The sequence below is a fragment of the Streptomyces diastatochromogenes genome (genome assembly GCF_002242805.1).
GTDB classification, from domain to species: domain Bacteria; phylum Actinomycetota; class Actinomycetes; order Streptomycetales; family Streptomycetaceae; genus Streptomyces; species Streptomyces diastatochromogenes.
This window is the reverse complement of sequence record NZ_MCGQ01000009.1, coordinates 206,750-231,759: the sequence shown is the minus strand read 5'-3', so window position 1 is coordinate 231,759 and position 25,010 is coordinate 206,750. Positions and strand designations below refer to the sequence as shown.

Annotated in this window: 31 protein-coding genes; 16 read left to right on the top strand and 15 right to left on the bottom strand. The window is 70.8% G+C overall.

Annotation, left to right across the window (positions count from 1 at the left end; genetic code table 11):
* Positions 1-7 precede the first annotated feature (7 nt).
* From BEK98_RS10710 to BEK98_RS10700, 3 genes are all read right to left on the bottom strand, one after another.
* Positions 8-769 (bottom strand): GntR family transcriptional regulator, encoded by a 762-nt coding sequence (locus BEK98_RS10710; RefSeq protein ID WP_094216194.1) that lies wholly within the window; start codon positions 767-769, stop codon positions 8-10.
* 156 nt (positions 770-925) lie between these two features.
* Complete coding sequence (nagB, locus tag BEK98_RS10705; RefSeq protein WP_094216193.1) at positions 926-1,711, bottom strand: glucosamine-6-phosphate deaminase; 786 nt, start codon at positions 1,709-1,711, stop codon at positions 926-928.
* Positions 1,712-1,846: 135 nt separating this feature from the next.
* The gene (locus BEK98_RS10700) at positions 1,847-2,599 is read right to left on the bottom strand and encodes an SDR family oxidoreductase (protein ID WP_094216192.1); all 753 of its coding nucleotides are present in this window, start codon (positions 2,597-2,599) and stop codon (positions 1,847-1,849) included.
* 96 nt (positions 2,600-2,695) lie between these two features.
* Here BEK98_RS10700 and BEK98_RS10695 point away from each other — a divergent pair, with 96 nt between their 5' ends.
* Both BEK98_RS10695 and BEK98_RS10690 read left to right on the top strand, forming a co-directional pair.
* A complete protein-coding gene (locus tag BEK98_RS10695; protein WP_094216252.1) occupies positions 2,696-3,325 on the top strand; it encodes a TetR/AcrR family transcriptional regulator in 630 nt (209 codons plus the stop codon).
* Positions 3,326-3,664: 339 nt separating this feature from the next.
* Positions 3,665-5,140: a sensor histidine kinase gene (locus BEK98_RS10690; protein WP_094216191.1), complete on the top strand. Its 1,476-nt coding sequence runs from the start codon at positions 3,665-3,667 to the stop codon at positions 5,138-5,140.
* Positions 5,141-5,340: 200 nt separating this feature from the next.
* Here BEK98_RS10690 and BEK98_RS10685 read toward each other — a convergent pair whose 3' ends face one another.
* Both BEK98_RS10685 and BEK98_RS10680 read right to left on the bottom strand, forming a co-directional pair.
* Positions 5,341-5,598 carry a WhiB family transcriptional regulator gene (locus BEK98_RS10685; protein WP_016639615.1) on the bottom strand — a complete coding sequence of 86 codons (258 nt, stop codon included), beginning with the start codon at positions 5,596-5,598 and terminating at the stop codon, positions 5,341-5,343.
* A 320-nt stretch (positions 5,599-5,918) separates the two neighbouring features.
* The gene (locus BEK98_RS10680; RefSeq protein WP_094216190.1) at positions 5,919-6,887 is read right to left on the bottom strand and encodes a diacylglycerol/lipid kinase family protein; all 969 of its coding nucleotides are present in this window, start codon (positions 6,885-6,887) and stop codon (positions 5,919-5,921) included.
* 146 nt (positions 6,888-7,033) lie between these two features.
* Between BEK98_RS10680 and BEK98_RS10675 the strand changes: the two genes are divergently transcribed.
* A complete protein-coding gene (locus BEK98_RS10675; protein WP_094216189.1) occupies positions 7,034-7,477 on the top strand; it encodes a hypothetical protein in 444 nt (147 codons plus the stop codon).
* Between the two features lie 3 nt (positions 7,478-7,480).
* On the opposite strand, the gene BEK98_RS10670 is transcribed toward BEK98_RS10675, so the two are convergent.
* The 3 genes from BEK98_RS10670 to BEK98_RS10660 all read right to left on the bottom strand — a co-directional run bounded on the left by BEK98_RS10670 (position 7,481) and on the right by BEK98_RS10660 (position 9,515).
* Entirely contained in the window at positions 7,481-8,551 is a 1,071-nt protein-coding gene (locus BEK98_RS10670) for an RNA polymerase sigma factor SigF (protein ID WP_425276600.1), read from the bottom strand.
* Between the two features lie 17 nt (positions 8,552-8,568).
* A complete protein-coding gene (locus BEK98_RS10665) occupies positions 8,569-8,982 on the bottom strand; it encodes an ATP-binding protein (protein ID WP_004925829.1) in 414 nt (137 codons plus the stop codon).
* Between the two features lie 272 nt (positions 8,983-9,254).
* The gene (locus BEK98_RS10660) at positions 9,255-9,515 is read right to left on the bottom strand and encodes a UBP-type zinc finger domain-containing protein (protein ID WP_094216187.1); all 261 of its coding nucleotides are present in this window, start codon (positions 9,513-9,515) and stop codon (positions 9,255-9,257) included.
* Positions 9,516-9,577: 62 nt separating this feature from the next.
* On the opposite strand from BEK98_RS10660, the gene BEK98_RS10655 reads away from it, so the two are divergent.
* Positions 9,578-11,170, top strand: coding sequence for a Na+/H+ antiporter (locus BEK98_RS10655; protein WP_094216186.1), 1,593 nt, complete (start codon positions 9,578-9,580; stop codon positions 11,168-11,170).
* Here the strand turns inward: BEK98_RS10655 and BEK98_RS10650 are convergent.
* Both BEK98_RS10650 and BEK98_RS10645 read right to left on the bottom strand, forming a co-directional pair.
* Positions 11,167-12,066, bottom strand: coding sequence for a 1-aminocyclopropane-1-carboxylate deaminase/D-cysteine desulfhydrase (locus tag BEK98_RS10650; protein ID WP_094216185.1), 900 nt, complete (start codon positions 12,064-12,066; stop codon positions 11,167-11,169). The two genes, BEK98_RS10655 and BEK98_RS10650, sit on opposite strands and share 4 nt — an antisense overlap.
* 43 nt (positions 12,067-12,109) lie before the next feature.
* The gene (locus BEK98_RS10645; protein ID WP_094216184.1) at positions 12,110-12,703 is read right to left on the bottom strand and encodes an N-acetylmuramoyl-L-alanine amidase; all 594 of its coding nucleotides are present in this window, start codon (positions 12,701-12,703) and stop codon (positions 12,110-12,112) included.
* A 301-nt stretch (positions 12,704-13,004) separates the two neighbouring features.
* Between BEK98_RS10645 and BEK98_RS10640 the strand changes: the two genes are divergently transcribed.
* Both BEK98_RS10640 and BEK98_RS10635 read left to right on the top strand, forming a co-directional pair.
* Positions 13,005-14,411: a family 2B encapsulin nanocompartment shell protein gene (locus BEK98_RS10640; protein ID WP_094216183.1), complete on the top strand. Its 1,407-nt coding sequence runs from the start codon at positions 13,005-13,007 to the stop codon at positions 14,409-14,411.
* A 124-nt stretch (positions 14,412-14,535) separates the two neighbouring features.
* Entirely contained in the window at positions 14,536-15,654 is a 1,119-nt protein-coding gene (locus tag BEK98_RS10635) for a family 2 encapsulin nanocompartment cargo protein polyprenyl transferase (protein ID WP_094216251.1), read from the top strand.
* Positions 15,655-15,821: 167 nt separating this feature from the next.
* On the opposite strand, the gene BEK98_RS10630 is transcribed toward BEK98_RS10635, so the two are convergent.
* Entirely contained in the window at positions 15,822-16,412 is a 591-nt protein-coding gene (locus tag BEK98_RS10630; RefSeq protein ID WP_094216182.1) for a TetR/AcrR family transcriptional regulator, read from the bottom strand.
* A gap of 142 nt (positions 16,413-16,554) precedes the next feature.
* On the opposite strand from BEK98_RS10630, the gene BEK98_RS10625 reads away from it, so the two are divergent.
* From BEK98_RS10625 to BEK98_RS10605, 5 genes are all read left to right on the top strand, one after another.
* A complete protein-coding gene (locus tag BEK98_RS10625) occupies positions 16,555-17,139 on the top strand; it encodes a dihydrofolate reductase family protein (RefSeq protein WP_094216181.1) in 585 nt (194 codons plus the stop codon).
* Between the two features lie 26 nt (positions 17,140-17,165).
* The gene (locus BEK98_RS10620; RefSeq protein ID WP_094216180.1) at positions 17,166-17,363 is read left to right on the top strand and encodes a hypothetical protein; all 198 of its coding nucleotides are present in this window, start codon (positions 17,166-17,168) and stop codon (positions 17,361-17,363) included.
* Between the two features lie 85 nt (positions 17,364-17,448).
* On the top strand, positions 17,449-17,871 hold the full coding sequence (locus tag BEK98_RS10615; protein WP_094216179.1) for a YciI family protein: 423 nt from the start codon (positions 17,449-17,451) through the stop codon (positions 17,869-17,871).
* A 30-nt stretch (positions 17,872-17,901) separates the two neighbouring features.
* Positions 17,902-18,234 (top strand): DUF952 domain-containing protein, encoded by a 333-nt coding sequence (locus tag BEK98_RS10610; RefSeq protein ID WP_094216178.1) that lies wholly within the window; start codon positions 17,902-17,904, stop codon positions 18,232-18,234.
* Positions 18,231-18,494: a hypothetical protein gene (locus BEK98_RS10605; RefSeq protein WP_094216177.1), complete on the top strand. Its 264-nt coding sequence runs from the start codon at positions 18,231-18,233 to the stop codon at positions 18,492-18,494. The genes BEK98_RS10610 and BEK98_RS10605 overlap by 4 nt, the downstream gene beginning before the upstream one ends.
* Here the strand turns inward: BEK98_RS10605 and BEK98_RS10600 are convergent.
* From BEK98_RS10600 to BEK98_RS10590, 3 genes are read right to left on the bottom strand one after another with little or no spacing between them, the layout of a single operon-like run.
* On the bottom strand, positions 18,481-19,230 hold the full coding sequence (locus tag BEK98_RS10600; protein ID WP_094216176.1) for a VOC family protein: 750 nt from the start codon (positions 19,228-19,230) through the stop codon (positions 18,481-18,483). The two genes, BEK98_RS10605 and BEK98_RS10600, sit on opposite strands and share 14 nt — an antisense overlap.
* A gap of 43 nt (positions 19,231-19,273) precedes the next feature.
* Positions 19,274-19,690 (bottom strand): VOC family protein, encoded by a 417-nt coding sequence (locus BEK98_RS10595; RefSeq protein WP_094216175.1) that lies wholly within the window; start codon positions 19,688-19,690, stop codon positions 19,274-19,276.
* Positions 19,691-19,724: 34 nt separating this feature from the next.
* Entirely contained in the window at positions 19,725-20,123 is a 399-nt protein-coding gene (locus BEK98_RS10590; RefSeq protein ID WP_094216174.1) for a helix-turn-helix transcriptional regulator, read from the bottom strand.
* A gap of 137 nt (positions 20,124-20,260) precedes the next feature.
* On the opposite strand from BEK98_RS10590, the gene BEK98_RS10585 reads away from it, so the two are divergent.
* From BEK98_RS10585 to BEK98_RS10565, 5 genes are all read left to right on the top strand, one after another.
* Positions 20,261-21,415, top strand: coding sequence for an inorganic phosphate transporter (locus tag BEK98_RS10585; protein ID WP_094216173.1), 1,155 nt, complete (start codon positions 20,261-20,263; stop codon positions 21,413-21,415).
* A gap of 16 nt (positions 21,416-21,431) precedes the next feature.
* Entirely contained in the window at positions 21,432-21,665 is a 234-nt protein-coding gene (locus BEK98_RS10580) for a hypothetical protein (protein WP_094216172.1), read from the top strand.
* A gap of 55 nt (positions 21,666-21,720) precedes the next feature.
* Positions 21,721-22,647: a polyphosphate kinase 2 gene (ppk2, locus tag BEK98_RS10575; RefSeq protein ID WP_244201825.1), complete on the top strand. Its 927-nt coding sequence runs from the start codon at positions 21,721-21,723 to the stop codon at positions 22,645-22,647.
* Between the two features lie 321 nt (positions 22,648-22,968).
* Positions 22,969-23,178 (top strand): hypothetical protein, encoded by a 210-nt coding sequence (locus BEK98_RS10570; protein ID WP_094216171.1) that lies wholly within the window; start codon positions 22,969-22,971, stop codon positions 23,176-23,178.
* 43 nt (positions 23,179-23,221) lie between these two features.
* Positions 23,222-23,494, top strand: coding sequence for a hypothetical protein (locus BEK98_RS10565; RefSeq protein WP_094216170.1), 273 nt, complete (start codon positions 23,222-23,224; stop codon positions 23,492-23,494).
* Positions 23,495-23,679: 185 nt separating this feature from the next.
* Here the strand turns inward: BEK98_RS10565 and BEK98_RS10560 are convergent, their stop codons facing one another.
* Positions 23,680-24,948, bottom strand: a complete 1,269-nt coding sequence (locus BEK98_RS10560; protein WP_094216169.1) for an ATP-binding protein — start codon at positions 24,946-24,948, stop codon at positions 23,680-23,682.
* Positions 24,949-25,010 lie beyond the last annotated feature (62 nt).

The window sequence follows — 25,010 nt, the reverse complement described above, 5'->3', positions numbered from 1 at the left end:
ACTCCCGTCAGTCCTGCGGGCGCTTGAGCCTCGCGACGAACTTGTACCGGTCGCCCCGGTAGACGGAGCGCACCCACTCCACCGGCTTGCCCTCGCGGTCCAGGGAGTGGCGGGAGAGCATCAGCATCGGCAGGCCCACGTCGGTGCCGAGCAGGCCCGCCTCGCGCGGGGTGGCCAGGGAGGTCTCGATGGTCTCCTCGGCCTCGGCGAGATGGACGTCGTAGACCTCGGCGAGCGCGGTGTAGAGGGACGTGTACTTCACCAGCGAGCGCCTGAGGGCCGGGAACCGCTTGGCCGACAGATGGGTGGTCTCGATCGCCATCGGCTCGCCGTTGGCCATGCGCAGCCGCTCGATGCGCAGCACGCGTCCGCCGGCCGTTATGTCGAGCAGCTCGGCGAGCCGGTCGTCGGCCGTGATGTACCCGATGTCCAGCAGCTGCGAGGTGGGCTCCAGGCCCTGGGCGCGCATGTCCTCCGTGTACGAGGTGAGTTGCAGCGCCTGCGAGACCTTCGGCTTGGCGACGAAGGTGCCCTTGCCCTGGATGCGCTCGAGGCGGCCCTCGACGACCAGCTCCTGCAGGGCCTGGCGGACGGTGGTGCGGGACGTGTCGAACTCGGCCGCCAGCGTGCGCTCGGGCGGGACCGGCGTGCCGGGCGCCTGCGTCTCCGTCATGTCGAGCAGGTGCTTCTTCAAGCGGTAGTACTTGGGCACACGCGCGGTACGGACCGTCCCGGCCTCGTTCTCCGCACTGCCGACGTCGGTGCTCATGCTCTGCCTTCCCGGCTCCTGATGCCGAAATCGACCGACATCCCATCGGCCACGGCTCACATCGTGGCACGGCTGCGGGTGTCAGGGCTCCACCCGCACGGTCCGTGATCTCCTCTATATACCGGCGCACCCGCTGTTGGTCTAGTCCAACGAGTGCTAGATCCCCTGCCAGTCCGGCTTGTTCACGTAGGTGTGCCGGAAGTAGTCGGCCAGCTTGAGCTTGGACGCGGCGCCCTCGTCCACGACCACCGTGGCGTGCGGGTGCAGCTGGAGCGCGGAGGCCGGGCAGACGGCCGCGACCGGGCCCTCGACGGTCGCGGCGACCGCGTCCGCCTTGCCCTCGCCGGTCGCGAGCAGCACCAGGTGCCGGGCCTCCAGGATGGTGCCGATGCCCTGGGTGATCACGTGGTGCGGCACCTGCTCGATGTCGCCGTCGAAGAAGCGCGCGTTGTCGATCCGGGTCTGCTCGGTCAGCGTCTTGATCCGGGTGCGCGAGGCGAGCGAGGAGCACGGCTCGTTGAACCCGATGTGCCCGTCCGTCCCGATCCCCAGCAGCTGCAGGTCCACGCCGCCGGCCTCGGCGAGCGCCCTGTCGTAGGTCCGGCACGCCGCCTGGACGTCCTCGGCCGTGCCGTCCGGGCCCATGAACGCGTCCATACCTATGCCGAGCGGCTCCAGCACCTCCCGGCGCAGCACCGAGCGGTAGGACTCGGGGTGCTCGGCGGGCAGCCCCACGTACTCGTCGAGCTGGGCTATGCGGGCCCGCGCGGTGTCCACGGCGCCGGAGCGCACCTTGGCCGTCAGCGCCTGGTAGATGGGCAGCGGAGTCGAGCCGGTGGCCACACCGAGCAGGGCGTCGGGCTTGCGCCGCAGCAGCTGGGCCATGGCCTCGGCGATCAGCTCGCCGCCCGCCGCCGCGTCCGGAACGATGACAACTTCCACGCTGGGCCTGCCGTTCTGAAGAGAGCCTGGAGATCTGGGGAGAGGTCAGAGCAAAAGTCTCTATGTGGTGTAGACCAATCTAACAGAATCGGACTCCCGGGCCCAGGTGGGACGTCTGCTGCATCAGTGCCCCCGTCACGTCAGTGAGCCCCCTGTCGCGTCCACCCAGCTCCCGGTCACCCACCGCCCGCCGTCCGATACGAGGAACGCCACCACGTCCGCCATGTCGGCCGGCGCGCCCACCCGGCCGAGCGCCGATATGGTCGCGGCCTGTGCCCAGCCGTCCGGTGTCCCGTGCAGGAATCCGGCCGTGTTGTCCGTGTCGACGATGCCCGGCGCCACCGAGTTCACCGTGATGCCGCGGGCGCCCAGCACCTTCGACAGATCGCGGGTGAAGACGTCCAGCGCGCCCTTCGTCATCGCGTAGGCCACCTTGTCCGGCATGGCCGCGGTCCGGGCCAGCCCCGACGAGATGTTGATGACCCGCCCCCCGTCCCGCAGTCGCGACAGGCCCTGCCTGACGAGGAAGAACGGCGCCTTCACATTGACCGCGAAGACCCGCTCGTACTCCTCCTCGGTGATCTCGCCGATCGGGGGCGCCGTACCGATCCCGGCGTTGTTCACCAGGATGTCCAGCCCGTCCGCCTGTCGGTCGAACTTCTCCCACAGCAGCTCGGCGTCCCCCGGCTTGCCCAGCTCCACCCCGATCGCGAATGCCGAGCCGCCCGCCGCCCCGATCGCGGCCACCGTCTCCTTGGCGGCCGCCTCATTCCTGCCGTAGTGCACCGCCACCCGCGCCCCGTCGCGCCCCAGCCGCTCGGCGATGCCCCGCCCGATGCCCCGGCTCGCCCCCGTGACCAGCGCCGTCTTCCCTGTGAGCACACACATGTCCGCCACCCCTCCATATTTGTCTAGCGGTCGCTACAGAAAAACCGTACAACACTCCGCCGACATTTCTCTAGGGGGCGCTATAAAATGCACTCCATGGTGACCAGCGAGGACACGAACGCGCAGGCCAGGACCGCCCGGACGCGCGGGCGCCCGCGCTCCTTCGACCGTGCCACCGCGCTGGAGAAGGCGCTCATGGCCTTCTGGGAGCACGGCTACGAGGCCACCTCCGTCTCCGATCTCACCCGGATCATGGGCATCGGCGCCCCGAGTCTCTACGCGGCCTTCGGTGACAAGCGCACCCTGTTCGAGGAGGTCGTGCGGGTCTACGCCGACACCCACGGCGCCTTCGGGGACCGTGCCCTCGCCGAGGAGCCCACCGCCCGCGCCGCCGTCGAACGGACGCTTCGGGAGGCCGCCGCCGAATACACAGACCCCGCCCACCCCTACGGCTGCCTGGTCGTCCACGCGGCCACCAACTGCACCAGCCCCGAGGTCGAGCAGCTGCTGCGGGAGCGGCGCAACGCGGGCATCGCCACCGTCGAGTCCCGGATCCGGGCCGACGTGGCCGCGGGGCGGCTGCCGGCAGGCACCGACGCCGTGGCGCTCGCGCGGCACACCGGAGCGATGATCCAGGGCATGTCACAGCAGGCCCGGGACGGGGCGAGCCGGGCGGAGCTGGAGGCGCTGGCGGAAATTGCCATGGCCATCTGGCCCCGCGGCTGACCCGGGCGGGCTAGGCTGCGTGGCATCGCGTGCCAGCAGACCTCAACGCATACCCCCGCACGCATGGACACGCCATTGTGGTCTAGTCCAGAATGCGTAGGGGAGAATCGTAGGGAAAACTGAACAGCTTCCGTCTTCCCCGCACAGGAGGACGGACGAGGAACCGGAGCTCTCTGCCCTGACTGCCCCGGCTCCTCGACCTTCGGCCGAATGGGACCGCACACCCCGCGGCCGATGATGCTCCGGGCTGCGGTGCCGGGTGGGTTGAGGGTCCCTCCCAGGCGCCGCGGCCCGCGGGTGTTTTTTCGGCCATCGCGAGGCCCCGGGTACGCTCACAACGTGCCCTCCATGAACGAACTCGTACGCCAGCACACGGCCCTCGGTGACTCCGACCTCGAGTGGCTCCACCTGCTGGTCTCGGAGTGGCAGCTGCTCTCCGACCTCTCCTTCGCCGACCTGGTCCTGTGGGTCCCCACCCGCGACGGCACCCGGTACGTCTCGGTCGCCCAGATGCGCCCCAACACCGGCCCGACCTCCTACCAGGACGACATGGTCGGCCACCTGGTCCCGCGCGGCCGGCGGCCCATGCTGGACGTGGCGCTGGACGAGGGCCGGATCGTGCGCGAGGGCGACCCGGAATGGCGCGAAGAGGTCCCCGTCCGGGTCGAGTCGATCCCCGTACGGCGCGAGGGCCGCGTCCTCGGCGTCATCGCCCGCAACACCAATCTGCTGACCGTCCGCACCCCGAGCCGCCTCGAGCTGACCTACCTCCAGAGCGCCTCGGACCTCGCGCAGATGATCGCGGCCGGCTCCTTCCCCTTCCCCGGCCAGCAGGTCGACATGGACGCCTCCCCGCGTGTCGGCGACGGCCTGATCCGGCTGGACGCGGACGGCATCGTCCAGTACGCCTCCCCGAACGCCCTCTCCGCCTTCCACCGTATGGGCCTCGCCGCCGACCTGGTCGGACAGCATCTGGGGCAGACCACGGCCGAACTCGCCCCGACCCGGGGCCCGGTGGACGAGGCGCTCGCCAAGGTGGCGAGCGGCTGGGCACCGCGCGAGTTCGAGATCGAGGCGAACGACGGGGTGATCCAGTTCCGGGCCATTCCGCTCAAGCCCAAGGGCACCCGCATCGGCTCCCTGGTGCTGCTCCGGGACGTCACCGAACTCCGGCGCCGCGAGCGTGAGTTGATCACCAAGGACGCGACCATCCGGGAGATCCACCACCGGGTCAAGAACAACCTGCAGACCGTCGCGGCGCTGCTGCGGCTGCAGGCCCGGCGCATCGATTCCGAGCGCGGCCGGGAGGCCCTGGAAGAGGCCGTACGACGGGTCGGCTCGATCGCGATCGTGCACGAGACGCTGTCCCAGAACCTGGACGAGCGGGTGGAGTTCGACGACATCGCCGACCGGGTCCTCGCGATGGTCGCCGAGATCTCGCCGGGCAAGGTGGCCGGCCGGCGCAGCGGACGCTTCGGGATCCTCGACGCCGAGGTCGCCACCCCGCTGTCGATGGTTCTCACCGAGATCCTGCAGAACGCCCTGGAGCACGGCTTCCGCGAGGGCGACACCGGGACGGTCGAGGTCTCCGCGGTCCGCGGCGGCACCACCAAGGAGGCCCGCCTCCTCGTCACCGTCCAGGACGACGGCGTCGGCTTGCCCGAGGGCTTCGACCCGCACCGCTCGGGCAACCTCGGCCTGCAGATCGTACGGACGCTGGTGGAGGGCGAGTTGGGCGGCACCTTCGACATGGTCCCGGCGCCGGAGCGGGGGACCCAGGTGATCCTCGACATCCCGGTGCGGGCGCAGAAGTAGGAAGCGTCCGGCGCGCCGGACGGAAGGCGCCCCGAACAGCATTGAGCCCCGGGCCACTTGGTGGTCCGGGGCTTAAAGCTCGTTGCTGCTCTGCTTGTCGCTAAGCGCATCGGGGGTACTGCGCGCTGCGGCTCGGGGGCGGGAGATGCGTACTCGCTGTACGCGCCGCCAAGCTCAGGCTGTCAGCAGGGGTGGGACTGTCAGGCGGAGGCCTGACGGGCCCGGTTGCGGGCGGCGCGGCGCTTCATGGCGCGGCGCTCGTCCTCGCTGAGACCACCCCAGACGCCGGAGTCCTGGCCGGACTCGAGCGCCCACTGCAGGCACTGCTCCATGACGGGGCAGCGACGGCAGACGGCCTTGGCTTCCTCGATCTGCAGCAGCGCAGGACCGGTGTTGCCGATGGGGAAGAAGAGCTCGGGGTCTTCCTCGCGGCAAACGGCGTTGTGACGCCAGTCCATGGCTGCTACCTCTCCTTGGTATTACGTGCAAGTTGCTTGTGAATGTGAACGCTTTCACGAATCCCTCAACAAGTGAAGGGCCGACCGCCGAGTCTTCCCCGGCGTGGTCCTTGGTTTGAAGAGGGGTTCCGGTGATCAGTGGAGGCCGGTGTTGCGGGCCGTCCCGATCGCCACGTAGAGACTCGCAAACCTCAGCGGCGGATACAACCCCTTCCGGAAAGTTTTTTTTGATTCCTCGGTGTCGACTGGGTCACAGCCGTACTTCCATGGGGTGGATCCTGGCCTAAACGTTCGAGTGAAAGGACTTTGGCCCGTTCCGCTCACACAATCACACGCAGTGCGCGGCGTACGCCTGTGAACGTCACGCTCGTACGCAGTCCGAGGTGGTCGCCGTCCATCTGAAGGGGGAGGGGGGCCTTCGAATGCAAGGTGAACTGGTCCAGGTCGTGCAGCGACACCGCATGCCTGCCATGGGGTCCCCGCTCGGGGGACGAAGTGAGCAACTGGGTGCCATATCGGGCAACCGCGGCCGTCGACAGACGGCTGAGACCGAGCACGTCGATGCCCGTATCGAACGACGCCTTAGGTGACGTGTACATCGGGCGATTGCCGAGATACGTCCAAGGGGACGTGTTCGAGACTATGGCGACAACAAGATCCTTGATCGCGTCGGCGCCGGGCCGCTCCAGAGTGATCGCGCCGTGCCGGCGGTGCTGCTCGCCGAGGAACTGCCGGACCACCTGCCGCACGTACAGCCCGTGGGTCGACTTCTTGCCGCGCTCGCGCTGCTGCTCGACCCGGCCTACCACGCCCGCGTCGAAGCCGAGTCCGGCGTTGAAGGTGAACCAGCGGTCCGGCACCGCCTCGTCGTCGGTGCCGGGCGTGCCCGAGGTCAGGCCGAGCCCGACCACCCGCTCGGTTCCGTCGCGCAGCGCGTCCAGCAGGGCGCCGGTGGCCTCGACCGGGTCGTTGGGCAGGCCCAGGGCGCGGGCGAAGACATTGGTGGAGCCGCCGGGGACCACGGCCAGGCCCGGCAGACGGTCCAGGTCGGGGCCGGCGTGCAGGAGGCCGTTGACGACCTCGTTGACGGTGCCGTCGCCGCCGAGGGCCACGACCAGGTCGATGTCGTCGCTCTCCGCGGCCTGCCGGCCCAGGTCGCGCGCATGGCCGCGGTACTCGGTGGTGACCGCCTCCAGCTTCATCTCGCTGGCGAGCGCATGGATCAGGACGTCACGCCTGCGTGCGCTTGTGGTGGTTGCCGCCGGATTGACCACGAGAAGTGCACGCATGGATGGCAGCGTACCTACTGGGGGGTACCCGGCCCAGACCGAGGTAGGGATCCGGTAAGAGACCAGGGCGTGAGCCTGGACACCCACGACCGCGCTGCGCGCGGGGCGGAGGCGGCCGCCGTACGGTGCGGGGCTACGATTCTGGGGTGAGCAGTGAGCAGAAATCCGCCCCCGAAACGGCCGAAGCCGCCGAGCCCCGTCCGCGTCGGCTGACGTACGCGGCGGTGCTGGCCGCGCTGGAGGGGGCCGCCCTGGTGATCGGCGGCGTCTGGATCCTCGTCCTCGGACTCACGGGCGACCCCGACGACCGGCAGCAGGCCGTGACCGGCGGGATCACCCTGGTGGTGCTCGGGCTGCTGCCGCTGCTCGCCGCGCGTGGTCTGCTGCTCAGGCGCAGCTGGAGCCGTGGCCCCGCCGTGATCACGCAGATCATGGCGCTGCCGGTGGCCTACAACCTGCTCAAGGCCGACAGCATGGCCATCCCGGGCGGTATCGCCCTGGCCGTCGTGGCCGTCGCCGCGCTGGTGCTGCTGGTGAACCCGGCGACGACCCGGGCCCTCGGGATCAAGGGACCGGGCCGGGCCGAGTAGGGCTCACTCCTCGACGAGCAGCTTCTCGCGCAGCTGGGCGAGGGTCCGGGCGAGCAGCCGGGAGACGTGCATCTGCGAGATGCCGACCTCCTGCGCGATCTGCGACTGGGTCATGTTCCCGAAGAAGCGCAGCAGCAGGATCCGCTTCTCGCGCGGCGGCAGGTCCTCCAGCAGCGGCTTGAGGGACTCGCGGTACTCCACGCCCTCCAGCGCCTCGTCCTCGGCGCCGAGGGTGTCGGCGACCGCCGGGGACTCGTCGTCGGTGTCGGGGACGTCCAGGGACAGCGTGGAGTACGCGTTGGCGGACTCCAGGCCCTCCAGGACCTCCTCCTCGGAGATGGCGAGCTTCTCGGCCAGCTCGTGGACCGTGGGGGAGCGGCCGTGCTGCTGGGACAGCTCGGCCGTCGCCGTCGTCAGCGCGAGACGCAGCTCCTGCAGCCTGCGCGGCACGCGGACCGCCCAGCCCTTGTCGCGGAAGTGCCGCTTGATCTCGCCGACGACGGTCGGGGTGGCGTACGTGGAGAACTCCACGCCGCGCTCCGGGTCGAAGCGGTCGACCGACTTGATCAGGCCGATCGTGGCGACCTGGGTGAGGTCGTCCAGCGGCTCGCCGCGGTTGCGGAAGCGGCGCGCCAGGTGCTCGACGAGCGGCAGGTGCATACGGACCAGCTGGTTGCGCAGCTCCGCGTACTCCGGGCTGCCCTGGTTCAGCTTGCGCAGCTCGACGAACATCGCACGCGCCCCGCTGCGGTCCTGGGGGTCGTGCCGGGTGGCCTGCACGGCCTCCGCGCCCAGCGCGGCGTCCTCGGCGTGTCGCTCGTGCTCGCTCATCGTCCCGCCCGTAGCCCTTCCCCGAGCCCTCGCCTCCGCGCGGGCGGCGGATCCGATCCCGCCTCCCTGCGAAGACGCGCTCTGCATGGCACCGTCGCTGCCGGCCTCAGCGGAGTCCTCCTCCGGATGCGGCCTGGCCTGCTCGGGGATGCCGTCGATGCCGTCCGCCATGCGTCGGGAACCGTCCGTGGGGCCTGCGTCCCCCGTCGGCAGCTCCCGTGTGCCGCGCTCTTCGTCCCGCACCGGCCCGTCCCCGTTCCTCACGCCGGCCCGGGGCCCGCGCCGCGCTGTTTGTAGAGGCTGATCGACACGGTTTTGTCCTCGTCGACGGCGGACGAGACCTTGCCCGCGAGGGCGGAGAGGACCGTCCAGGCGAAGGTGTCCCGCGAGGGGGCGTGGCCGTCGGTGGTCGGCGCCGACACCGTGACCTCCAGCGAGTCGTCGACGAGCCGGAAGACGCAGCTGAGCACGGAGCCGGGCACGGCCTGCTGCAGCAGGATCGCGCAGGCCTCGTCCACGGCGATGCGCAGGTCCTCGATCTCGTCCAGGGTGAAGTCCAAGCGGGCGGCGAGACCGGCCGTGGCCGTCCGCAGCACCGACAGGTAGGCACCCGCAGCCGGCAGCCGGACTTCCACGAAGTCCTGGGTCGCGGGCTCGCCTGCGATCTGGGACACCCTCACCTCCATGGTGGTACAAGCTTTACGGGGCCGAGGGTCGCCCCCCGGGGTAACGGATACGTGGTTCCGCGGTGACGCTATCGCGCTCCGAACGGTCCTGTCCCCGGGACCCCAACCCCCTGGCGTCACTCACAGTAAAGCTGTGGATACGCTCCGTGTCTAGAGGGTTTGCGGGCCCAAATGGGAAGAGCGCGCGCCGGGTTGACGTACCCCGGTGTCAGGCGCTCGAACCGTCGACCGCCGCGGCCGTATGCCGTGTCAGTGCAGTGTCACACGAGAACGTGGTCGACGAAGCACCACCGCCAGTCCTCACCGGGTTCGAAAGTCCGCATCACCGGGTGACCTGACGTCTCGTGGTGCTCCGTCGCGTGTCTGCCGGGTGAGGAGTCGCAGCAGCCGACGTGGCCACACGACAGGCAGAGCCGCAGCTGCACCGGATGCGTCCCGCGCGCGAGACACTCCGGGCAGGTCTCGCTCAGCGCCTCAGGCTCCGGGTGCGGCAGCGCGTCGGCGTGCGTGCACTGTTTCATGATTGCCAGATTACGACGGGTGTGCGGGTGGCCGCGCGGAAAAACGAGGGTGGGCGAAGACCATGGACGTATTGCCCCTGCTGTTGCTGGTGGCGGGCAGTGCCGCGGTGGCGGGGGCCGCCCGGCGCACACCGGTGCCGGCGCCGCTGCTGCTGGTCGCGGTGGCCCTGGCGATCTCCTACGTCCCCGGGGTGCCGGACTACACCCTCGACCCCAAGATCGTCCTGCCGCTGCTGCTGCCCCCGCTGCTGTACACCTCGGCGACCGACAGCTCCTACCTCGACCTGCGGGCCCAGTTCAGGCCCGTGGCGCTGCTGTCGGTGGGCTATGTGCTCTTCGCGACCGTCGTCGTCGGCTGGGCCGCCTATGTGCTCATCCCCGGGATGCCGCTGACCGCCGCCCTGGTGCTCGGCGCGGTGGTGGCGCCGCCGGACGCGGTGGCCGCCACGGCGGTCGCGCGCCGGGTCGGCCTGCCGTCCCGGATCACGACGATCCTGCAGGGCGAGTCGCTGCTGAACGACGCCACCGCGATCACCGCCTACAAGGTGGCCGTCGCCGCGGTCGTCGGCGAGGGCGCCACCTGGGCGGGCGGGATCCGCGAGTTCCTGCTCGCGGCGGTCGGCGGCGTCGGCGTCGGCCTCGTCCTCATGGCACCCCTGCACTGGCTGCGCACCCACCTGACGGAACCCCTGCTGCAGAACACCCTCTCCCTGCTGATCCCGTTCGTCGCCTACGGCGTCGCCGAGCAGCTGCACGCCTCCGGAGTCCTCGCGGTCGTGGTCGTCGCCCTCTACCTCGGCCACCGCGCGTGGGAGGTCGACTTCGCCACCCGGCTGCAGGAGGAGGCGGTGTGGAAGATGGTCGCCTTCATCCTGGAGTCGGCGGTCTTCGCCCTGATCGGCCTGCAGCTGCCGGTCGTCCTCAAGGGGCTGGGGGGCTACGAGGGCGCCAAGGCGACCTGGTACGCCGTCGCCCTCTTCCTCGTCGTCGTCCTCGCCCGGTTCGTCTGGGTGTATCCGGCAACCTTCCTGCCCCGCGTGCTGTCGGCGCGCATCAGGGAACGCGAGGAGGACCCCACCTGGCGGGGCGCGATGGTCACCTCGTGGGCCGGTATGCGCGGTGTGGTCTCCCTGGCCATCGCCTTCTCCATCCCGACCGTGCACGACGGCCACCCCTTCCCGCAGCGCAACCTGATCCTGTTCCTGACCTTCACCACCGTCATCGGCACCCTGGTCGTGCAGGGCCTGTCCCTGCCCCCGCTGATCGGCCTGCTGAAGTTCCCCGGCCGCGACCGGCAGGCCGAGACGCTCGCCGAGGCCAACGCCCAGGCGCAGGCATCCCGGGCCGCCGAGAGCCGCCTGGACGAACTCCTCTCCGACGAGCGCAACGCCCTGCCCCCGCCGCTCGCCGACCGCCTGCGCACGGTCCTGGAGCGCCGCCGCAACGCCGTCTGGGAACGGCTCGGCCAGGTCAACCCGGTCACCGGCGAGTCCGTGGACGACACCTACCGCCGCCTGTCCCGCGAGATGATCGGCGCCGAACGCGAGGTCTTCGTGCGGCTCCGCGACCACCGCTACATCGACGACGAGATGCTTCGCGCCCTGCTCCGCAGACTCGACCTGGAGGAGGCGGCGGCCTACCGGGAGGCCGGTTAGGCCTCGGGGAAGGGCCGCCCGGTGACGACCGCCGCGATCGAGGTCCCGGGCGTGAAGGCGCCCTCCTCGGCCAGGGCGACAAGGGCGTACAGCAACTTGGCGACATAGAGACGTTCGACGGGCAGGCCGTGCCGGTGTTCGAAGCGCTCGGCGAAGGTGTCGAGTTCGGGGGTCGTACGGGCGTAGCCGCCGAAGTGGAAGCGGTCGTCGAGGGACCAGGTGCCGGTGCGGGCGCCGAAGGCGTGCTCCTGGAGGGCCTGTATGTCGGCCTCCAGGAAGCCGCCCTTGAGCACCGGTACGCCGAGCGCGCGCTGTCCGGGGGCCAGCCCGGCGGCGAGTCCGGCGAGGGTGCCGCCGGTGCCGCAGGCCACCGCGATGACGTCGGCGCGGCCGCGCAGTTCCTCACCGAGGGCCCGGCAGCCGCGTACGGCCGCGGCGTTGCTGCCGCCCTCCGGGACGACGTACGCCCCCTCGGCGCCGGCCGCGCGCAGGATCGCGGCCAGGGTCTCCGGCTCGCTCTTGTGCCGGTACGTCGATCTGTCGACGAAATGCAGCCGCATGCCGTCGGCCGCGCAGCGGGACAGGGACGGGTTGAGCGGGCGGTCGGCCAGCTCCTGGCCGCGGACCACGCCGACCGTGGGCAGACCCAGGAGGCGGCCCGCGGCGGCGGTGGCCCGCAGATGGTTGGAGTAGGCCCCGCCGAACGTGACCACCTGCCGCCCCGCCGCCGCCTCCAGGTTCGGCGCCAGCTTGCGCCACTTGTTGCCGATCAGCTGCGGGTGGATCAGGTCGTCCCGCTTGAGCAGCAGGCGCAGGCCGTGCCGCACGAACCGGCCGTCCCGGATCTCCACCAGCGGAGAGGGAAGGCGCGGGGCGAGCGGGCCGGTGCTGGTCACTGCCTCATTGTCGCCCGGCTCCGGCCCGGTCCGGCAACAACTCCTACGCCTTCAGGCGCTCCTCGACCCGCTCCCGCAGCCACGCCATCGAGAATCCGCGCGGGTCCACCTTGCCCGGCTGCCACTCCAGGTGGCCGACGACCGAGTGCTCCGTCCAGCCGTGGTGGCGGCACACCGCCGCGGCTGCGCGCACGATCGCGTCCAGCTGCGCCTCGGGCCAGGGATCCTCGTCGTCGCCCATGTTCTCGCACTCGAAGCCGTAGAAGTGCCGGTTGCCGTCGGTGTTCGCCTCGTTCTCCGGCGGCAGCCGCTTCTCGGCGATCACCGCGCGCAGGACGTCGTCGTCGCCGAGGCCGGCGTGGTTGGCGCGGCCGTAGCCGACCAGGTGGACCGTGCCGTCCTTGGTGATCACCCCATGGCACAGCGGGCCCGGCAGCTCCGCGTGGCCGGTGCGGCAGAGCTCCACGGTGGGGGCGCTGCCCCGGGTCACCGTGTGGTGGATCATCACGCCGTGGACGGGGCCCCAGGGGCCCTTGTGATTGCGGTTGTGGTTCTGCCAGTCGCCGACCTCCACGACCTCGACGCCCTCCGCTCGGAGCGCGTCCAGGAACCCGTTCGCGGACATGGGTGGGGCCATGACCGCCTCCTTCGTGCCGTGCCCGTGGCCGCAGGTCGCGGCCCTGTCGTACCGGTGCTTCTACCGAAACCGGACCGCCCGGACTACATCGTTCGCACGCTGTGCGAGCCGATCCGGACAGGCCGCGCGAGGCGGGGCACCGGACGCGGGGCACTGGACAAGGTCCCTCTTTCTGCCCACTAGTCCGATGATCCATTCCCGCTCTTTCGGGTAATGGCGCGAGCACTTTCCGTAATGGAAGGCTCGCTCGCGAGACCGGTGTGCGATTCGGCGCCGGACATACAGGAGAGGGCATTTTCTTATGTCGGTAGGCGAAGAGATCCGCACGTCGCAGGAGAAGCCGCAGCAGTCTCTCGGCACGGCGGCGGCGCGGAACCTGGCCACCACGACCAAGTCCGCCCCGCAGATGCAGGAGATCACCTCCCGCTGGCTGCTGCGGACGCTGCCCTGGGTGGATGTACAGGGCGGCACGTACCGCGTGAACCGGCGACTGACGTTCGCCGTCGGCGACGGCCGTATCACCTTCGTGAAGACCGGGGACCAGGTGGAGGTGATCCCCGCCGAACTCGGCGAGCTCCCGGCGCTGCGCTCGTACGAGGACGAGGAGGTGCTGACCGAGCTGGCCCGGCGCTGCCGCCAGCGGGACTTCGCGCCCGGCGAGGTCATCGCGTCCTTCGGCAACCAGACCGACGAGGTGTACCTGCTGGCCCACGGCAGGGTCGAGAAGATCGGCACGGGCCCGTACGGCGACGACGCGGTCCTCGGTGTGCTCGCCGACGGCGCCTACTTCGGCGAGGCATCGCTGCTCGACCCGGACGCCATCTGGGAGTACACGGCCCGCGCGGACACCGCCTGCACGGTGCTGATCCTCGGCCGCCAGGACTTCGAGCAGGTCGCGGAGCGCTCCGACTCGCTGCGCGCCCACGTCCAGCAGCTGCGCGCGCTCCCGGAGCAGGCGACCAACAAGTACGGCGAGAAGGAGGTCGCGCTGGCGGCCGGCCACAGCGGCGAGCCGGACATCCCGCACACCTTCGTCGACTACGACGCCCGGCCGCGCGAGTACGAGCTGAGCATCGCCCAGACCGTGCTGCGCATCCACACGCGCGTGGCCGACCTGTACAACCAGCCGATGAACCAGACCGAGCACCAGCTGCGGCTCACGGTCGAGGCGCTGAAGGAGCGCCAGGAGCACGAGCTGGTCAACAACCGCGAGTTCGGGCTGCTGAACAACTGCGAGTACGACCAGCGGCTCCAGCCGCACGACGGCGTGCCCAGCCCGGACGACATGGACGAGCTGCTCAGCCGCCGGCGTGGCACCAAGCTCTTCCTCGCCCACCCGCGCGCGATCGCCGCGTTCGGGCGCGAGCTGAACAAGCGCGGACTGGTCCCGGAGACCGTCGAGATCGGCGGCAACCGCATCCCCACCTGGCGCGGGGTGCCGATCTACCCCTGCAACAAGATCCCCGTCACCCCGGAGCGCACGACCTCGATCATCGCCATGCGTACCGGCGAGGACGAGCAGGGCGTCATCGGCCTGCGGCAGTCCGGCATCCCGGACGAGATCGAGCCGAGCCTGTCCGTGCGGTTCATGGGCATCAACGAACAGGCCGTCATCAACTACCTGGTGACGGCGTACTACTCGGCCGCCGTGCTGGTGCCCGACGCGCTCGGTGTGCTGGAGAACGTCGAGATCGGCCGGTGGAGGTGACGTTTCCGCACTTCGCGGCCGTGTTCCCGCCCTTCGGGGCGGGTAGTCCCTCGGGGTATGCGTCCAGCCGGAGCGGAAGCACCACCGTCCGCGGACTGTGCGAGGGGGACTCGTGGCCGAGTTCATGACGGAGACCAAACAGCGCTCACCCGCGACGGGTGAGCGGCGGGGGCCCGCCGGTGACGCCGGGGCCGGCCCCTTCGACGGGCAGGAGGCGGCAGCACTGCTGGAGCGGACCCGGGCCCTCGTCGACCCGGAGCTGCGTGCGGCGGTCGAGTCGCTGCCCGGCTCGATGCGCCGGATCGCGCTCTACCACTTCGGGTGGGAGCACGCGGACGGCACTCCGGCGACGGGCAACGCGGGCAAGGCCATAAGGCCCGCGCTGGTCCTGGCCGCGGCCGCCGCGCTCGGCGGCCCGCGGGCGCGGAAGGCGGCCGTCCGGGCGGCCGTGGCGGTCGAACTGGTCCACAACTTCACACTGCTGCACGACGACGTGATGGACCGGGACACCTCCCGCAGGCACCGGCCCACGGCCTGGACCGTCTTCGGTGACGCGGACGCCATCCTCGCCGGGGACGCCCTGCAGGCGCTGGCCCTGCGGCTGCTCGCCGAGGATCCGCACCCGGCCTCCGGCGCGGCCGCGGTCCGGCTCGCCGACTGTGTCATGGAGCTGTGCGCCGGACAGCACACCGACACGGCGATGGAGCACCGAGCGCCGGACGAGGTCACGCTGGACGAGGTGCTGGCCATGGCCGAGGCGAAGACCGGTGCGCTGCTGGGCTGCGCCTGTGCGCTCGGCGCGCTGTACGCGGGCGCCGGAGCGCAGGAGGTGGCGGCGCTGGACGGCTTCGGGCGGCAGGCGGGGCTCGCCTTCCAGCTGATCGACGACGTGATCGGCATATGGGGGGATCCGCGGCGCACCGGCAAGCCGGCCGGGGCGGATCTCGCGGTCCGCAAGAAGTCCCTGCCGGTGGTGGCCGCGCTGGCGTCCGGCACCCCGGCGGCGGCGGAACTCGCCGCGCTGTACGGGAAGCCGTACGTGAAGGGGGAGCCCGGGGACGGCGCGGAGATCGCGCGGACGGCCCTGGCCGTGGAGCAGGCCGGCGGCCGGGACTGGGCGCAGGCCGAGGCGGCCGACCGCATGGCCCGGGCCATGCAGGAGCTGGCCCGCGCCGTGCCCGTGCCGGAGGCGGCGGGCGGTCTGCTGGCCCTGGCCGAGTTCGTGACCCGGCGCAGCAGTTGAGGCCGCCGTGACCGCGGCCGTGTGAAGACCCCGGAGCCACCGGGACCGTGCGGTTCCTGACCCCGCACGACGACCGGTGGCTCCGGCCGGCGGGCCCCGCGCATCCCCACGGTGTGCGGGGCCCGCCGATTGTCCCGGTGAGCTGCTGGGGCGAGTGGTCCGCCGGGCTACCCCTCGGGCACGATCGTCGTCACGATCCGCTCCACCAGCCCCTCCGGCACGCTCACCCCCTCCAGGACTCCGTCCAGGACACCGGGCAGGGTCAGGTGCTCCAGGATGAGGCCGAGCATCGCGAGGTAGAGCACGGTGACCGTCTCGTCGCCGCCGGGCAGGCCGGCCTCCCGGTGGAATCCGATGCCCTGCTCCAGGTCCCCGCGCACCGACTTGGTGAAGGAGGCCCGCAGTTCGGGGCGCCGGGTGGCCTCCAGGCGCATCTCCAGCAGGGCCAGGTAGCCGGGCCGGTCGCGGGTCGCGCGGTCCATGATGTCCTGCATGAAGGCCCTGACCAGGGAGCGGTCGCGGGGCCGGCCCAGCAGTGTCTCCATCACCTCCGGATCCGGTGCGAGCCGGACGTGCAGCCGGGCGTCGATCTGGCGGAGCAGGTCGTCGCGGCTGGCGAAGTAGTTGGATGCGGTGCCGGTGGGCACGCCCGCCTCGCCGTCCACCGCGCGGAACGTCAGCCCGCGCGCGCCCTCCCGCGCCAGCACCGCGATGCCGGCGTCCACCAGCGCCGCCCGCCGTTCCGGATTGCCCGCCATGCGGAATCCCTCCTCCTACTTGTCCTCGCTGCCCACAGCATCCCGGAAAAAGCTTGCCACCACTACAGCCGGAGTACTACAACTGAAGCACTACAAGCGGAGTGGTCAACCGACCGCCCGCAGCCTACGGAAAGAGACCGGCTTGCGAAAGCTCACGTACTTCATCGCCTGCTCGCTCGACGGCTTCATCGGCGACGAACACGGCGACGGCACCGCGATGCTCCGCTTCCTGGACGAGGAGTACTTCGACTTCCTCAAGGCGGAGTTCGCGGAGACCCTGCCCACCCATGTCCGCCGGCAGCTCGGCCTGGACCACCTGGAGAACCGGCGGTTCGACACCGTCATCCAGGGCCGGGCCAGCTACGAGGTGGCGCTGAAGGAGGGCATCACCAGCCCCTTCGCCCACCTGCGCGAGTACGTCGCCTCGCGCACCCTGGGCACCTCGCCCGACCCGCACGTCGAGATCGTCGACGGCGACCTGACCGGCCGGGTCCGCGAACTCAAGGCGGAGGACGGCGGGTTGGACATCTTCCTCTGCGGAGGCTCCCAGGTCGCCGGAGCCCTGCTCGACGAGATCGACGAACTCGTCATCAAGACCTACCCGATCGTCTACGGCACCGGCATGCCGATGTTCGGCACGGGCCTCGACATCAAGGAGTTCACCCTGGACTCGGTGCGCACCTTCGGCAACGGCGCGCTCGTGCGGACGTACCGCAGGAAGCGCTGAACCCGCGCCCGCCCTACCCTGGGGGCATGGACAGCGAAGAACACGTCTGTCCCGTCTGCGGACAGCCTGTCGACACGGTCGTCCGGCGCCACAAGACGCTGGGCATCTGGGTGCCGGTGTGGGGCCCCGGCCCCTGCCACAACCCGAAGTGCGCGGCCTGCGCCGGCCTCGCCGCCTGGCAGGGGCACCTTGCCCCGCAGGACCCTGCCGCGAAGAACTCCTGAGCCCGTGTCGAGAATCCCGGCCCGGCTCCGACGTCCCCGGTGAGAGCCGCCCGCGGGAGGCGGCCCCGAGCCGAAGGAGCGGACCGTGAAGTACCTGGTGATGGTGCAGGGCACGCAGGCGGACTACGACGCGATGGCCGGCAAGCCCTCCGCGCACGCCCCGGCCTGGACCGAGGCGCAGCTCAAGGCCATGTACCTGTACATGGGTGCGATCAGCGACGACCTCGCCGAGTCCGGCGAACTCGTCGACGCCGAGGGCCTGGCCGAGCCCGCCCGGACCCGGCTGGTCACGCGCGGCAAGGACGGCGAGACCGTGATCACCGACGGCCCGTACGGCGAGACCGAGGCGCTGATGGCCGGCTACTGGGTGGTGGACTGCGCGAGCCTGGACCGGGTCACCGAGATCGCCGAACGCGTCACCCACTGCCCCGGCTCCGAGGGCCTGACCGAGTACCCCGTGGTGATCCGGCCCGTCATGGAGGGCGCCGAGGACATCGGCGCCGTATGACCGGCCCGGCCGAGGCCGTAGCGTGGCCGCATGCCGAAACTCGATCACATCGTCCACATCACCGAGCGCTCCCTGTGGGAGGCGGCCCGCGCACACGGCACCTACGAGGTGTCCACCCGTGGCCGCACCCTCCAGGAGGAGGGGTTCATCCACTTCTCCACCCGCGAGCAACTCCCGCGCATCGCGGCCTTCCTGTACGGCGACTACGAGGGCCCCGACGAGCTGGTGGTGCTGGTCGTGGACCCGGCCCTGCTCGACGTACCGCTGAAGTACGAGGCCATGCCGCCGAACGGCGAGGAGTTCCCGCACGTGTACGGGCCGGTGCCCGTCGACGCCGTGGTGGACGTGGAGACCTGGGGGTGAGCGAACAGGGGGGTGCGCGCCGCCGCCGGTTATGGCGCTGGGCCGTCTGCGCCTGGGCCGTGGCGGTGGTCGCCGGGGGCGGGCTCACCGTGTGGCTCCAGGACTCGGTCCGGCCGCAGGAGCCGTACGGCAGTACGCCTCGCCCGCTCGACACGTCGGGCCTGGACGACGTCGGGTGCCCGCCGAGCCCGGAGCCCGAGCCGATCCAGGGGGCGGGGCGGACAGCCGTCGCCTGCCTGTACGTGACTACGCGCCGCTGACCGCCGCCGGCAGCCCGCCCGTCTCGGGGTCCCGGCCGGTCAGGCAGTACGTGCCGCCGACCGGGTCGCGCATCACCGCCCAGTGCCGGCCCTGGTGGACGCGGACGGCACCCAGTCGCTCGTGCCGGGCCCGGGTCGCCGCGATGTCAGCGCAGGCGAGGTCCAGGTGGGCGGAGGCCAGGCGTTCGTCGTCGAGCCGCTGGAGCAGGATCCGGACGGGCAGGCCCGCGGGCGGCCTGAGCACCCGGAACTCCGGCAGGGAACCCGCCAGCAGGTCCCAGCCGGTCAGCGCGGCCCAGAACGCGGTCTCGGTGTCGTACACCGAGGGCGGGATGTCCAGGCACACCTGGTCCAGGCGGCTGCCGTCGACCACCGGTGGCCGTACCGTCTCCCCGTGCCAGGGTCCGACGCAGAACGACTGCCCGGCGGGTGAACGGAGCACGGCCCAGTCACGGTGCTCGGCGACCACGTCCGCACCGAGGCCGCCGGCCGACTCCGTGAACGCCCGTACGTCCTCGACGAAGAAGTCGAGATGGGCCCCGCCGTCCCCGTCGAGGACTCCCTGGAGCTTCACGCAGGCGTCCGCCCCGTCCGGCAGCAGTGTCACGAACTCCTGTCGTTCGCCCCGGAACTCGGACAGCCGAGTGCCCGTGACGGCCGTCCAGAAGGCGCGGGCCTCGGCGAGACGGTCGATGGGGCGGTCGATGAAGGCATACGTCCAGCGGATGGTGTTCATGGCGGGGATCGTAGGCAGCAGTCCCCGCCGCGTCGGCGGAATTTCAGTCCGCGGGCCGCTCCAGGAACCGCAGCATGTTCCCGGCCGGGTCCCGGAAGGCGCAGTCGCGGACCCCGTACGGCTGGTCCGTCGGCTCCTGGAGCACATCGCCGCCGGCCTCCCGGACCCGCTCGTACAGGGCGTCGCAGTCGGCGGTGGTGAAGATGACCCCGCGCAGCAGCCCCTTGGCGAGCAGTTCGGCGATCGCCTGCTTGTCGGCCGGGGAGATGTCCGGGCTCGCGCCCGGCGGCTCCAGCACGATCTCCACGTCCGGCTGGAGCGGCGAGCCCACGGTGACCCAGCGCATCCCCTCGAAGCCCACGTCGTTGCGGACCTCCATGCCGAGCACGTCACAGTAGAAGTGGAGCGCCTTGTCGTGGTCGTCCACGGCGATGAAGCACTGCTTGAGTTTCAGGTCCATGGCTTCACGCTAGGCGAGGCCCGGCCGGAGTGCTTCAGTACGGGCGGCGGCGCGGGCGGGTGAAGGAGCGGGCCACGCAGGACGGGATCACCGCGCTCTCCTCGTGCGGGCGGGCCCGGTAGGCGCTCGGCGTCTCACCGACCAGCTCGGTGAACCGGGAGCTGAAGGAGCCGAGGGAGGTACAGCCGACGGCGAAGCACACCTCGGTCACGGTGAGGTCGCCGCGGCGCAGCAGCGCCTTGGCCCGCTCGACCCGGCGGGTCATCAGATAGCTGTACGGCGTCTCCCCGTACGCCTTGCGGAAGCTGCGCTGGAAGTGGCCGGGCGACATATGGGCGCCACGGGCCAGCTCGGTCATGTCGAGCGGCTCGGCGTACTCGCGGTCCATGCGGTCGCGCACCCGCCGCAGCCGTACCAGGTCCTCCAGAGTCACCTCCCCAGCTTGGCACAGAACACCGTCGGCCCTGTCGCACTCATTCACACAGGAACGCACAACAGAGACCCACGAGTTCGACCCGGCCTTCGCCTTCGGTTCGCCTGGCATTGGCCTGTGCTTGCTTTCCTCTGGGGATGGACCACATCACGTTCCTCGTGGCGGTCGTCATCGTCACGGCGCTGGCCTTCGACTTCACCAACGGATTCCACGACACGGCGAACGCGATGGCGACGTCCATCGCGACCGGGGCGCTGAAACCACGGACGGCGGTCCTGGTGAGCGGCGTCCTGAACATCGTCGGCGCCTTCCTGTCCACCGAGGTCGCCAAGACGATCTCGGGCGGCATCGTGGACGACACGCTCGTCACCCCGGCGATGATCTTCGCCGGTCTGGTGGGGGCGATCCTGTGGAACCTCCTGACCTGGCTCGCCGGGCTGCCGTCCAGCTCCTCGCACGCCCTGTTCGGCGGGCTCGTCGGGGCCGTCTGGGTCGGTGCCGGGTCCGACGGCGTGCACTTCGACAAGGTGGTCGAGAAGGTGCTGATCCCGGCCGTGGTCTCGCCGGTGGTCGCGGGTGTGGCAGCGCTGATCGCCACCTACCTCGCCTACCGGCTCACCGAGCGGGCCCGCAAGGAGTCGGTGACCAAGGGCTTCCGGATCGGCCAGATCGCCTCGGCCTCGCTGGTCTCGCTGGCGCACGGCACGAACGACGCGCAGAAGACGATGGGCGTCATCACGCTCACCCTGATCTCCGCGGGCGCCCTCGGCCACGAGGCGGGCCCGCCGCTCTGGGTGATCGGTTCCGCGGGCCTCGCCATCGGCCTCGGCACCTACCTGGGCGGCTGGCGGATCATCCGCACCATGGGCAAGGGCCTCACCGAGATCCAGTCCCCGCAGGGCTTCGCGGCCGAGACGGCGTCCACGACCGTGATCCTCACCTCCGCCCACCTCGGCTTCGCCCTGTCCACCACCCAGGTCGCCTCGGGCTCCATCCTCGGCGCGGGCCTGGGCCGCCGTCTGGCGGAGGTCCGCTGGGGGGTCGCCGGCCGCATGGTGGCCGCCTGGCTGATCACCCTGCCCGCGGCCGCCCTGGTCGGAGGGCTCGCCGCGAGCGTGGTCAAGCACGGCGGCAACGCCGGTACGGCGGTGATCGCGCTGGTCGCCGTCGCCCTCGCGACGGTCATCGTCCTCGCCTCGCGCCGCAACCCCGTGCACGCGAACAACGTCAACGACCACCACGAGGTCACCATCCGCACCACCGCGCCGACCGACGTCGACACGGCCGCCTGAGCCACGGAGAGCTGACATGCATCTGGACTGGACCGCCCTCGGCCAGGTCACCGCGGTGAGCATCGGAGTCACCGTCGCCGTGGTCGCCGTCTTCGCCCTCGGCGTGCTGGGCCTCGCCCGCGTCGAGGGTTCCCGTGAACACCCGGGCGCCGGCCGGGCGTTGGGTATCACCCAGGCGGGACTGTGCTTCCTCGCCTGCGTGGCGGTGGTGGCGTACGGGCTCTATCTGATCGTGCCGCAGTTCCACTGACCGCGACGAAGGGGGACGAGACGAGATGACACCTCTGACACCTCTGATGCCTCTGATGACGGAGGGCCTGCGGGTCGACTACACCGACCCCGACGACCCCGTGCTGATCCGGCCCGACGGCAGCCCGGTGGACACCTGGCGCGAGAACTACCCGTACGACCTGCGGATGGAGCGCAAGGAGTACGAGTGGCACAAGCGGCTCCAGCAGATCGAACTGCTGAAGCTGCAGAGCTGGATCAAGGAGAGCGGGCGCCGGCTGGTCATCGTCTTCGAGGGGCGGGACGCGGCGGGCAAGGGCGGCACCATCAAGCGGTTCACCGAGCACCTCAATCCGCGCGGCGCGCGGGTGGTGGCGCTGGAGAAGCCGACCGAGCGCGAACGGGGGCAGTGGTACTTCCAGCGCTACGTCGAACACCTGCCGACCGCCGGAGAGATCGTGCTCTTCGACCGCTCCTGGTACAACAGGGCCGGTGTCGAGCGGGTGATGGACTTCTGCTCGGGCGACGAGTACCGGCGCTTCATGCGGCAGGCACCCCTGTTCGAACGGATGCTCGTCGACGACGGCGTCGACCTGCTCAAGTTCTGGTTCTCGGTGTCCCAGGGCGAGCAGCGCACCCGCTTCACGATCCGTCAGGTCGACCCCGTACGGCAGTGGAAGCTCAGCCCGATGGACCTGGCCTCGCTGGACCGCTGGGACGACTACACCGCCGCGAAGGTCGCCATGTTCCGCGAGACGGACACCGACCACGCCCCCTGGACCGTGGTCAAGAGCAACGACAAGAAACGCGCCCGAGTCGAGGCCATGCGCAGCGTCCTGGCCCGCTTCGCCTACACCGACAAGGACGAGGAGGTCGTCGGCACACCCGACCCGCGCGTGGTGGGGGCGGCGGCGGGGCTGCTGGAGGCGGGGGAGGACGATCGGGAGCACCCCTGGGGGCGGGCCGAGTCCGAGGGGGCCGCCCGGCCGACGGGCCGGCTCTGACCAGTCACTCCCGAGCCGGGAAAATAGCTGGTCATGCGCACTTTTTCGGGCTCGGGAGCGGAGTAGAGTGAAGTCACCGGGAGTTCTTCGCATGCCGGTTTCCCTGCGGTGTCGTTCCCGGTGATGAACAACGCCGGGCTGTCGCAGACGAGCCCGGGGGCAGGTCCGCGCCATGACCGTGACCATCGACCGTACGCCACCGAGTGAGCGCGCGCCCTCGTCGACGGCCCGCCTCTCCCTGACGCCGGCGAGCCCGGTGCCGCGCCCCATGGGATCGCCAGGGCGGGCGTCCGCCCTCCGGCCAACGGATGTGAGAGAACCATGACTCTCATCGCCGTGGCTGTGTTGCTTGTCGTGATCGCCGTCGGAGTCGTTCTCATCCACCGGCTCAACGCTCAGCACAACAAACGGATCGCTGCCTTCCACTACAGCGATGCCCTGCCGGGGATCGGTCGCCGGCTCCGGAGGCACCGCCGACGGGCTGCGGACGGGACCGCCGACACGCCCAATGGCGACAGCGACCGCCGATGACATCGACTCGGGCCCGACCGGGGGCGGCAGAGGAAGGCACGTCATGGCGATATTGCGAGACCGGAAGACGTACCGCGAGAGGATCATGCAGGCTCTGTACCAAGCCGCCGAGGGCAATCGCCTCCTGGGCGTCGATGGGGCGAAGCTCCGCAACGACCTCGGTATCCCTGAGCAGGACATGGCCGCTGCCTGTATGTACCTGGCGGGCGAAGGCTGGGTCGTCGTGGACTGGGCGAGGGGCAACACGCCCGCGATGATCACGCTGACGCACCAGGGGATCCGACAGATGGAGACAGAAGAGGAAGGACGTGGCTGAGTCGCCGCGTCGGCTTCTCGGACCGAAGTGAACCCTCGCAAGGATTGCTTATGCCGGAGTAATCCCTTTGGCGTAATGTGGGAACCGGGTCGGCGCACGCTCACGTGCAATGACCCGGAAGGGCGGCTCCGGCGGGTATACGCCGGAGCCGTTGCCTGTCTCCGGAACCGCCGTCGGTCCGGACGCTAGATGCGGGCGAACTTCTCCGTCTGCTGGGCGAATTCCTGGGCCATGGCGGCGCTGACCGTGGGCTTGGTATCGCGGATCGTGTCCAGGTAGTCGTCGGTGGTGGGGGCGGTCCGGGCTCCGGTGTCGAAGGTGCGCTCGAACTGGGCCTGGGAGACGGTGCGCGCCGCGTGGGCGATGTCGGCGGGGGTGAACCCCTCGCTGGCGGACGCAAGAACCGTGCTGTCGGCCCGCGCGCCCGCTCGGGCCAGGTAGCTCTCCCACAGCGCGGTCCTGGCGGTGTGGTCGGGAGGGCCGATCGGCAGCACGTAGTCGAAGCGGCCGTGTCGCAGGAACGCGGAGTCGAGCGTGGTCACGTTGTTCGTGGCACAGACGAGCAGCCGTCCGTCCTGGCTTCGGAACCGGACGATCGCCTTGAGCAGTTCGTTGACGACGCCGACAGCGGTCGCGTCCGCGCCGCCGCGTTCGCCGGCGATCTCCTCGACCTCGTCGATGAAGACGAGGACGTGGTCGAGCCGGGCGATCTCGTCGAAGCGCCGGTTCAGCCCGGTCGCCAGGCCGTACTCGGCGGCCAGACGTGCGGGGAACAGCTCGAGGAAGGGCCATCCCAGGCGGCTGGCGATCGCGTGCGCGAATGTGCTCTTGCCGGTCCCGGGCGGGCCGAACAGCATCACCGCCCGCGGCAGTTCCACTCCGTGCTGGGCGGCCAGTTCGGGATGGGCCAGTGGCAGGACCAGGCGCCGCTCGATGAGCTGCTTCTCCCGTTGCATGCCCGCGACCTTCTGCCACAGTCCTCCCGGCGGCAGCTCCGCTCCGAGCGAGGACAGCGTGCCGGCCGACTGCGGGGTCACCGGCCCGCGCTTTTCGAAGAAGACCAGCCCGGGGCGGGCACCGAAGTCGCAGTTGCGCAGGGCGGCGGCGCCGGTCTCGCCCTCGGGCAGGACGGCGTGCACCGCCCGGACGCCGACGGCGAAGAGCCGTTGCTCAAGGGCGGTGATCAGGGCACTGCCCAGCCCGCGCTGCCGCCAGCCGGGCGCCATGCAGATGCGCAGGATCCATGCCCGTTCGCCCTCCACCCTGCTCACCGCCGCGCCGATCAGCACGTCGTCGGCCGTGGCCACCACAGCCGGGTGGCGGGCCTGGAGGGCCGTCACGGCGTCCGAGAGCGGGAAGAGCGGCGGTTCCTCGGTCGTGCCGCTCTCCATGTCGACACGGATCAGCGCTTCGAGATCGTCCTGGGTGTAGTCCCTGACCCGCCAACCCGTCATGATCAGCTCCGCGTGTTCGGCCGTACTCCCATCATCAGCCGATGCCCGGAGGACGCGCGCGA

Coding starts and splice junctions, on each gene's coding strand:
- BEK98_RS10710 (WP_094216194.1), bottom strand. CDS start 769: ATGAGCACCGACGTCGGCAGTGCGGAGAACGAGGCCGGGACGGTCCGT.
- BEK98_RS10700 (WP_094216192.1), bottom strand. CDS start 2,599: ATGTGTGTGCTCACAGGGAAGACGGCGCTGGTCACGGGGGCGAGCCGG.
- BEK98_RS10695 (WP_094216252.1), top strand. CDS start 2,696: ATGGTGACCAGCGAGGACACGAACGCGCAGGCCAGGACCGCCCGGACG.
- BEK98_RS10685 (WP_016639615.1), bottom strand. CDS start 5,598: ATGGACTGGCGTCACAACGCCGTTTGCCGCGAGGAAGACCCCGAGCTC.
- BEK98_RS10680 (WP_094216190.1), bottom strand. CDS start 6,887: ATGCGTGCACTTCTCGTGGTCAATCCGGCGGCAACCACCACAAGCGCA.
- BEK98_RS10660 (WP_094216187.1), bottom strand. CDS start 9,515: ATGAAACAGTGCACGCACGCCGACGCGCTGCCGCACCCGGAGCCTGAG.
- BEK98_RS10655 (WP_094216186.1), top strand. CDS start 9,578: ATGGACGTATTGCCCCTGCTGTTGCTGGTGGCGGGCAGTGCCGCGGTG.
- BEK98_RS10645 (WP_094216184.1), bottom strand. CDS start 12,703: ATGGCCCCACCCATGTCCGCGAACGGGTTCCTGGACGCGCTCCGAGCG.
- BEK98_RS10640 (WP_094216183.1), top strand. CDS start 13,005: ATGTCGGTAGGCGAAGAGATCCGCACGTCGCAGGAGAAGCCGCAGCAG.
- BEK98_RS10635 (WP_094216251.1), top strand. CDS start 14,536: ATGACGGAGACCAAACAGCGCTCACCCGCGACGGGTGAGCGGCGGGGG.
- BEK98_RS10630 (WP_094216182.1), bottom strand. CDS start 16,412: ATGGCGGGCAATCCGGAACGGCGGGCGGCGCTGGTGGACGCCGGCATC.
- BEK98_RS10620 (WP_094216180.1), top strand. CDS start 17,166: ATGGACAGCGAAGAACACGTCTGTCCCGTCTGCGGACAGCCTGTCGAC.
- BEK98_RS10610 (WP_094216178.1), top strand. CDS start 17,902: ATGCCGAAACTCGATCACATCGTCCACATCACCGAGCGCTCCCTGTGG.
- BEK98_RS10600 (WP_094216176.1), bottom strand. CDS start 19,230: ATGAACACCATCCGCTGGACGTATGCCTTCATCGACCGCCCCATCGAC.
- BEK98_RS10595 (WP_094216175.1), bottom strand. CDS start 19,690: ATGGACCTGAAACTCAAGCAGTGCTTCATCGCCGTGGACGACCACGAC.
- BEK98_RS10585 (WP_094216173.1), top strand. CDS start 20,261: ATGGACCACATCACGTTCCTCGTGGCGGTCGTCATCGTCACGGCGCTG.
- BEK98_RS10580 (WP_094216172.1), top strand. CDS start 21,432: ATGCATCTGGACTGGACCGCCCTCGGCCAGGTCACCGCGGTGAGCATC.
- ppk2 (WP_244201825.1), top strand. CDS start 21,721: ATGACGGAGGGCCTGCGGGTCGACTACACCGACCCCGACGACCCCGTG.
- BEK98_RS10570 (WP_094216171.1), top strand. CDS start 22,969: ATGACTCTCATCGCCGTGGCTGTGTTGCTTGTCGTGATCGCCGTCGGA.
- BEK98_RS10565 (WP_094216170.1), top strand. CDS start 23,222: ATGGCGATATTGCGAGACCGGAAGACGTACCGCGAGAGGATCATGCAG.
- BEK98_RS10560 (WP_094216169.1), bottom strand. CDS start 24,948: ATGACGGGTTGGCGGGTCAGGGACTACACCCAGGACGATCTCGAAGCG.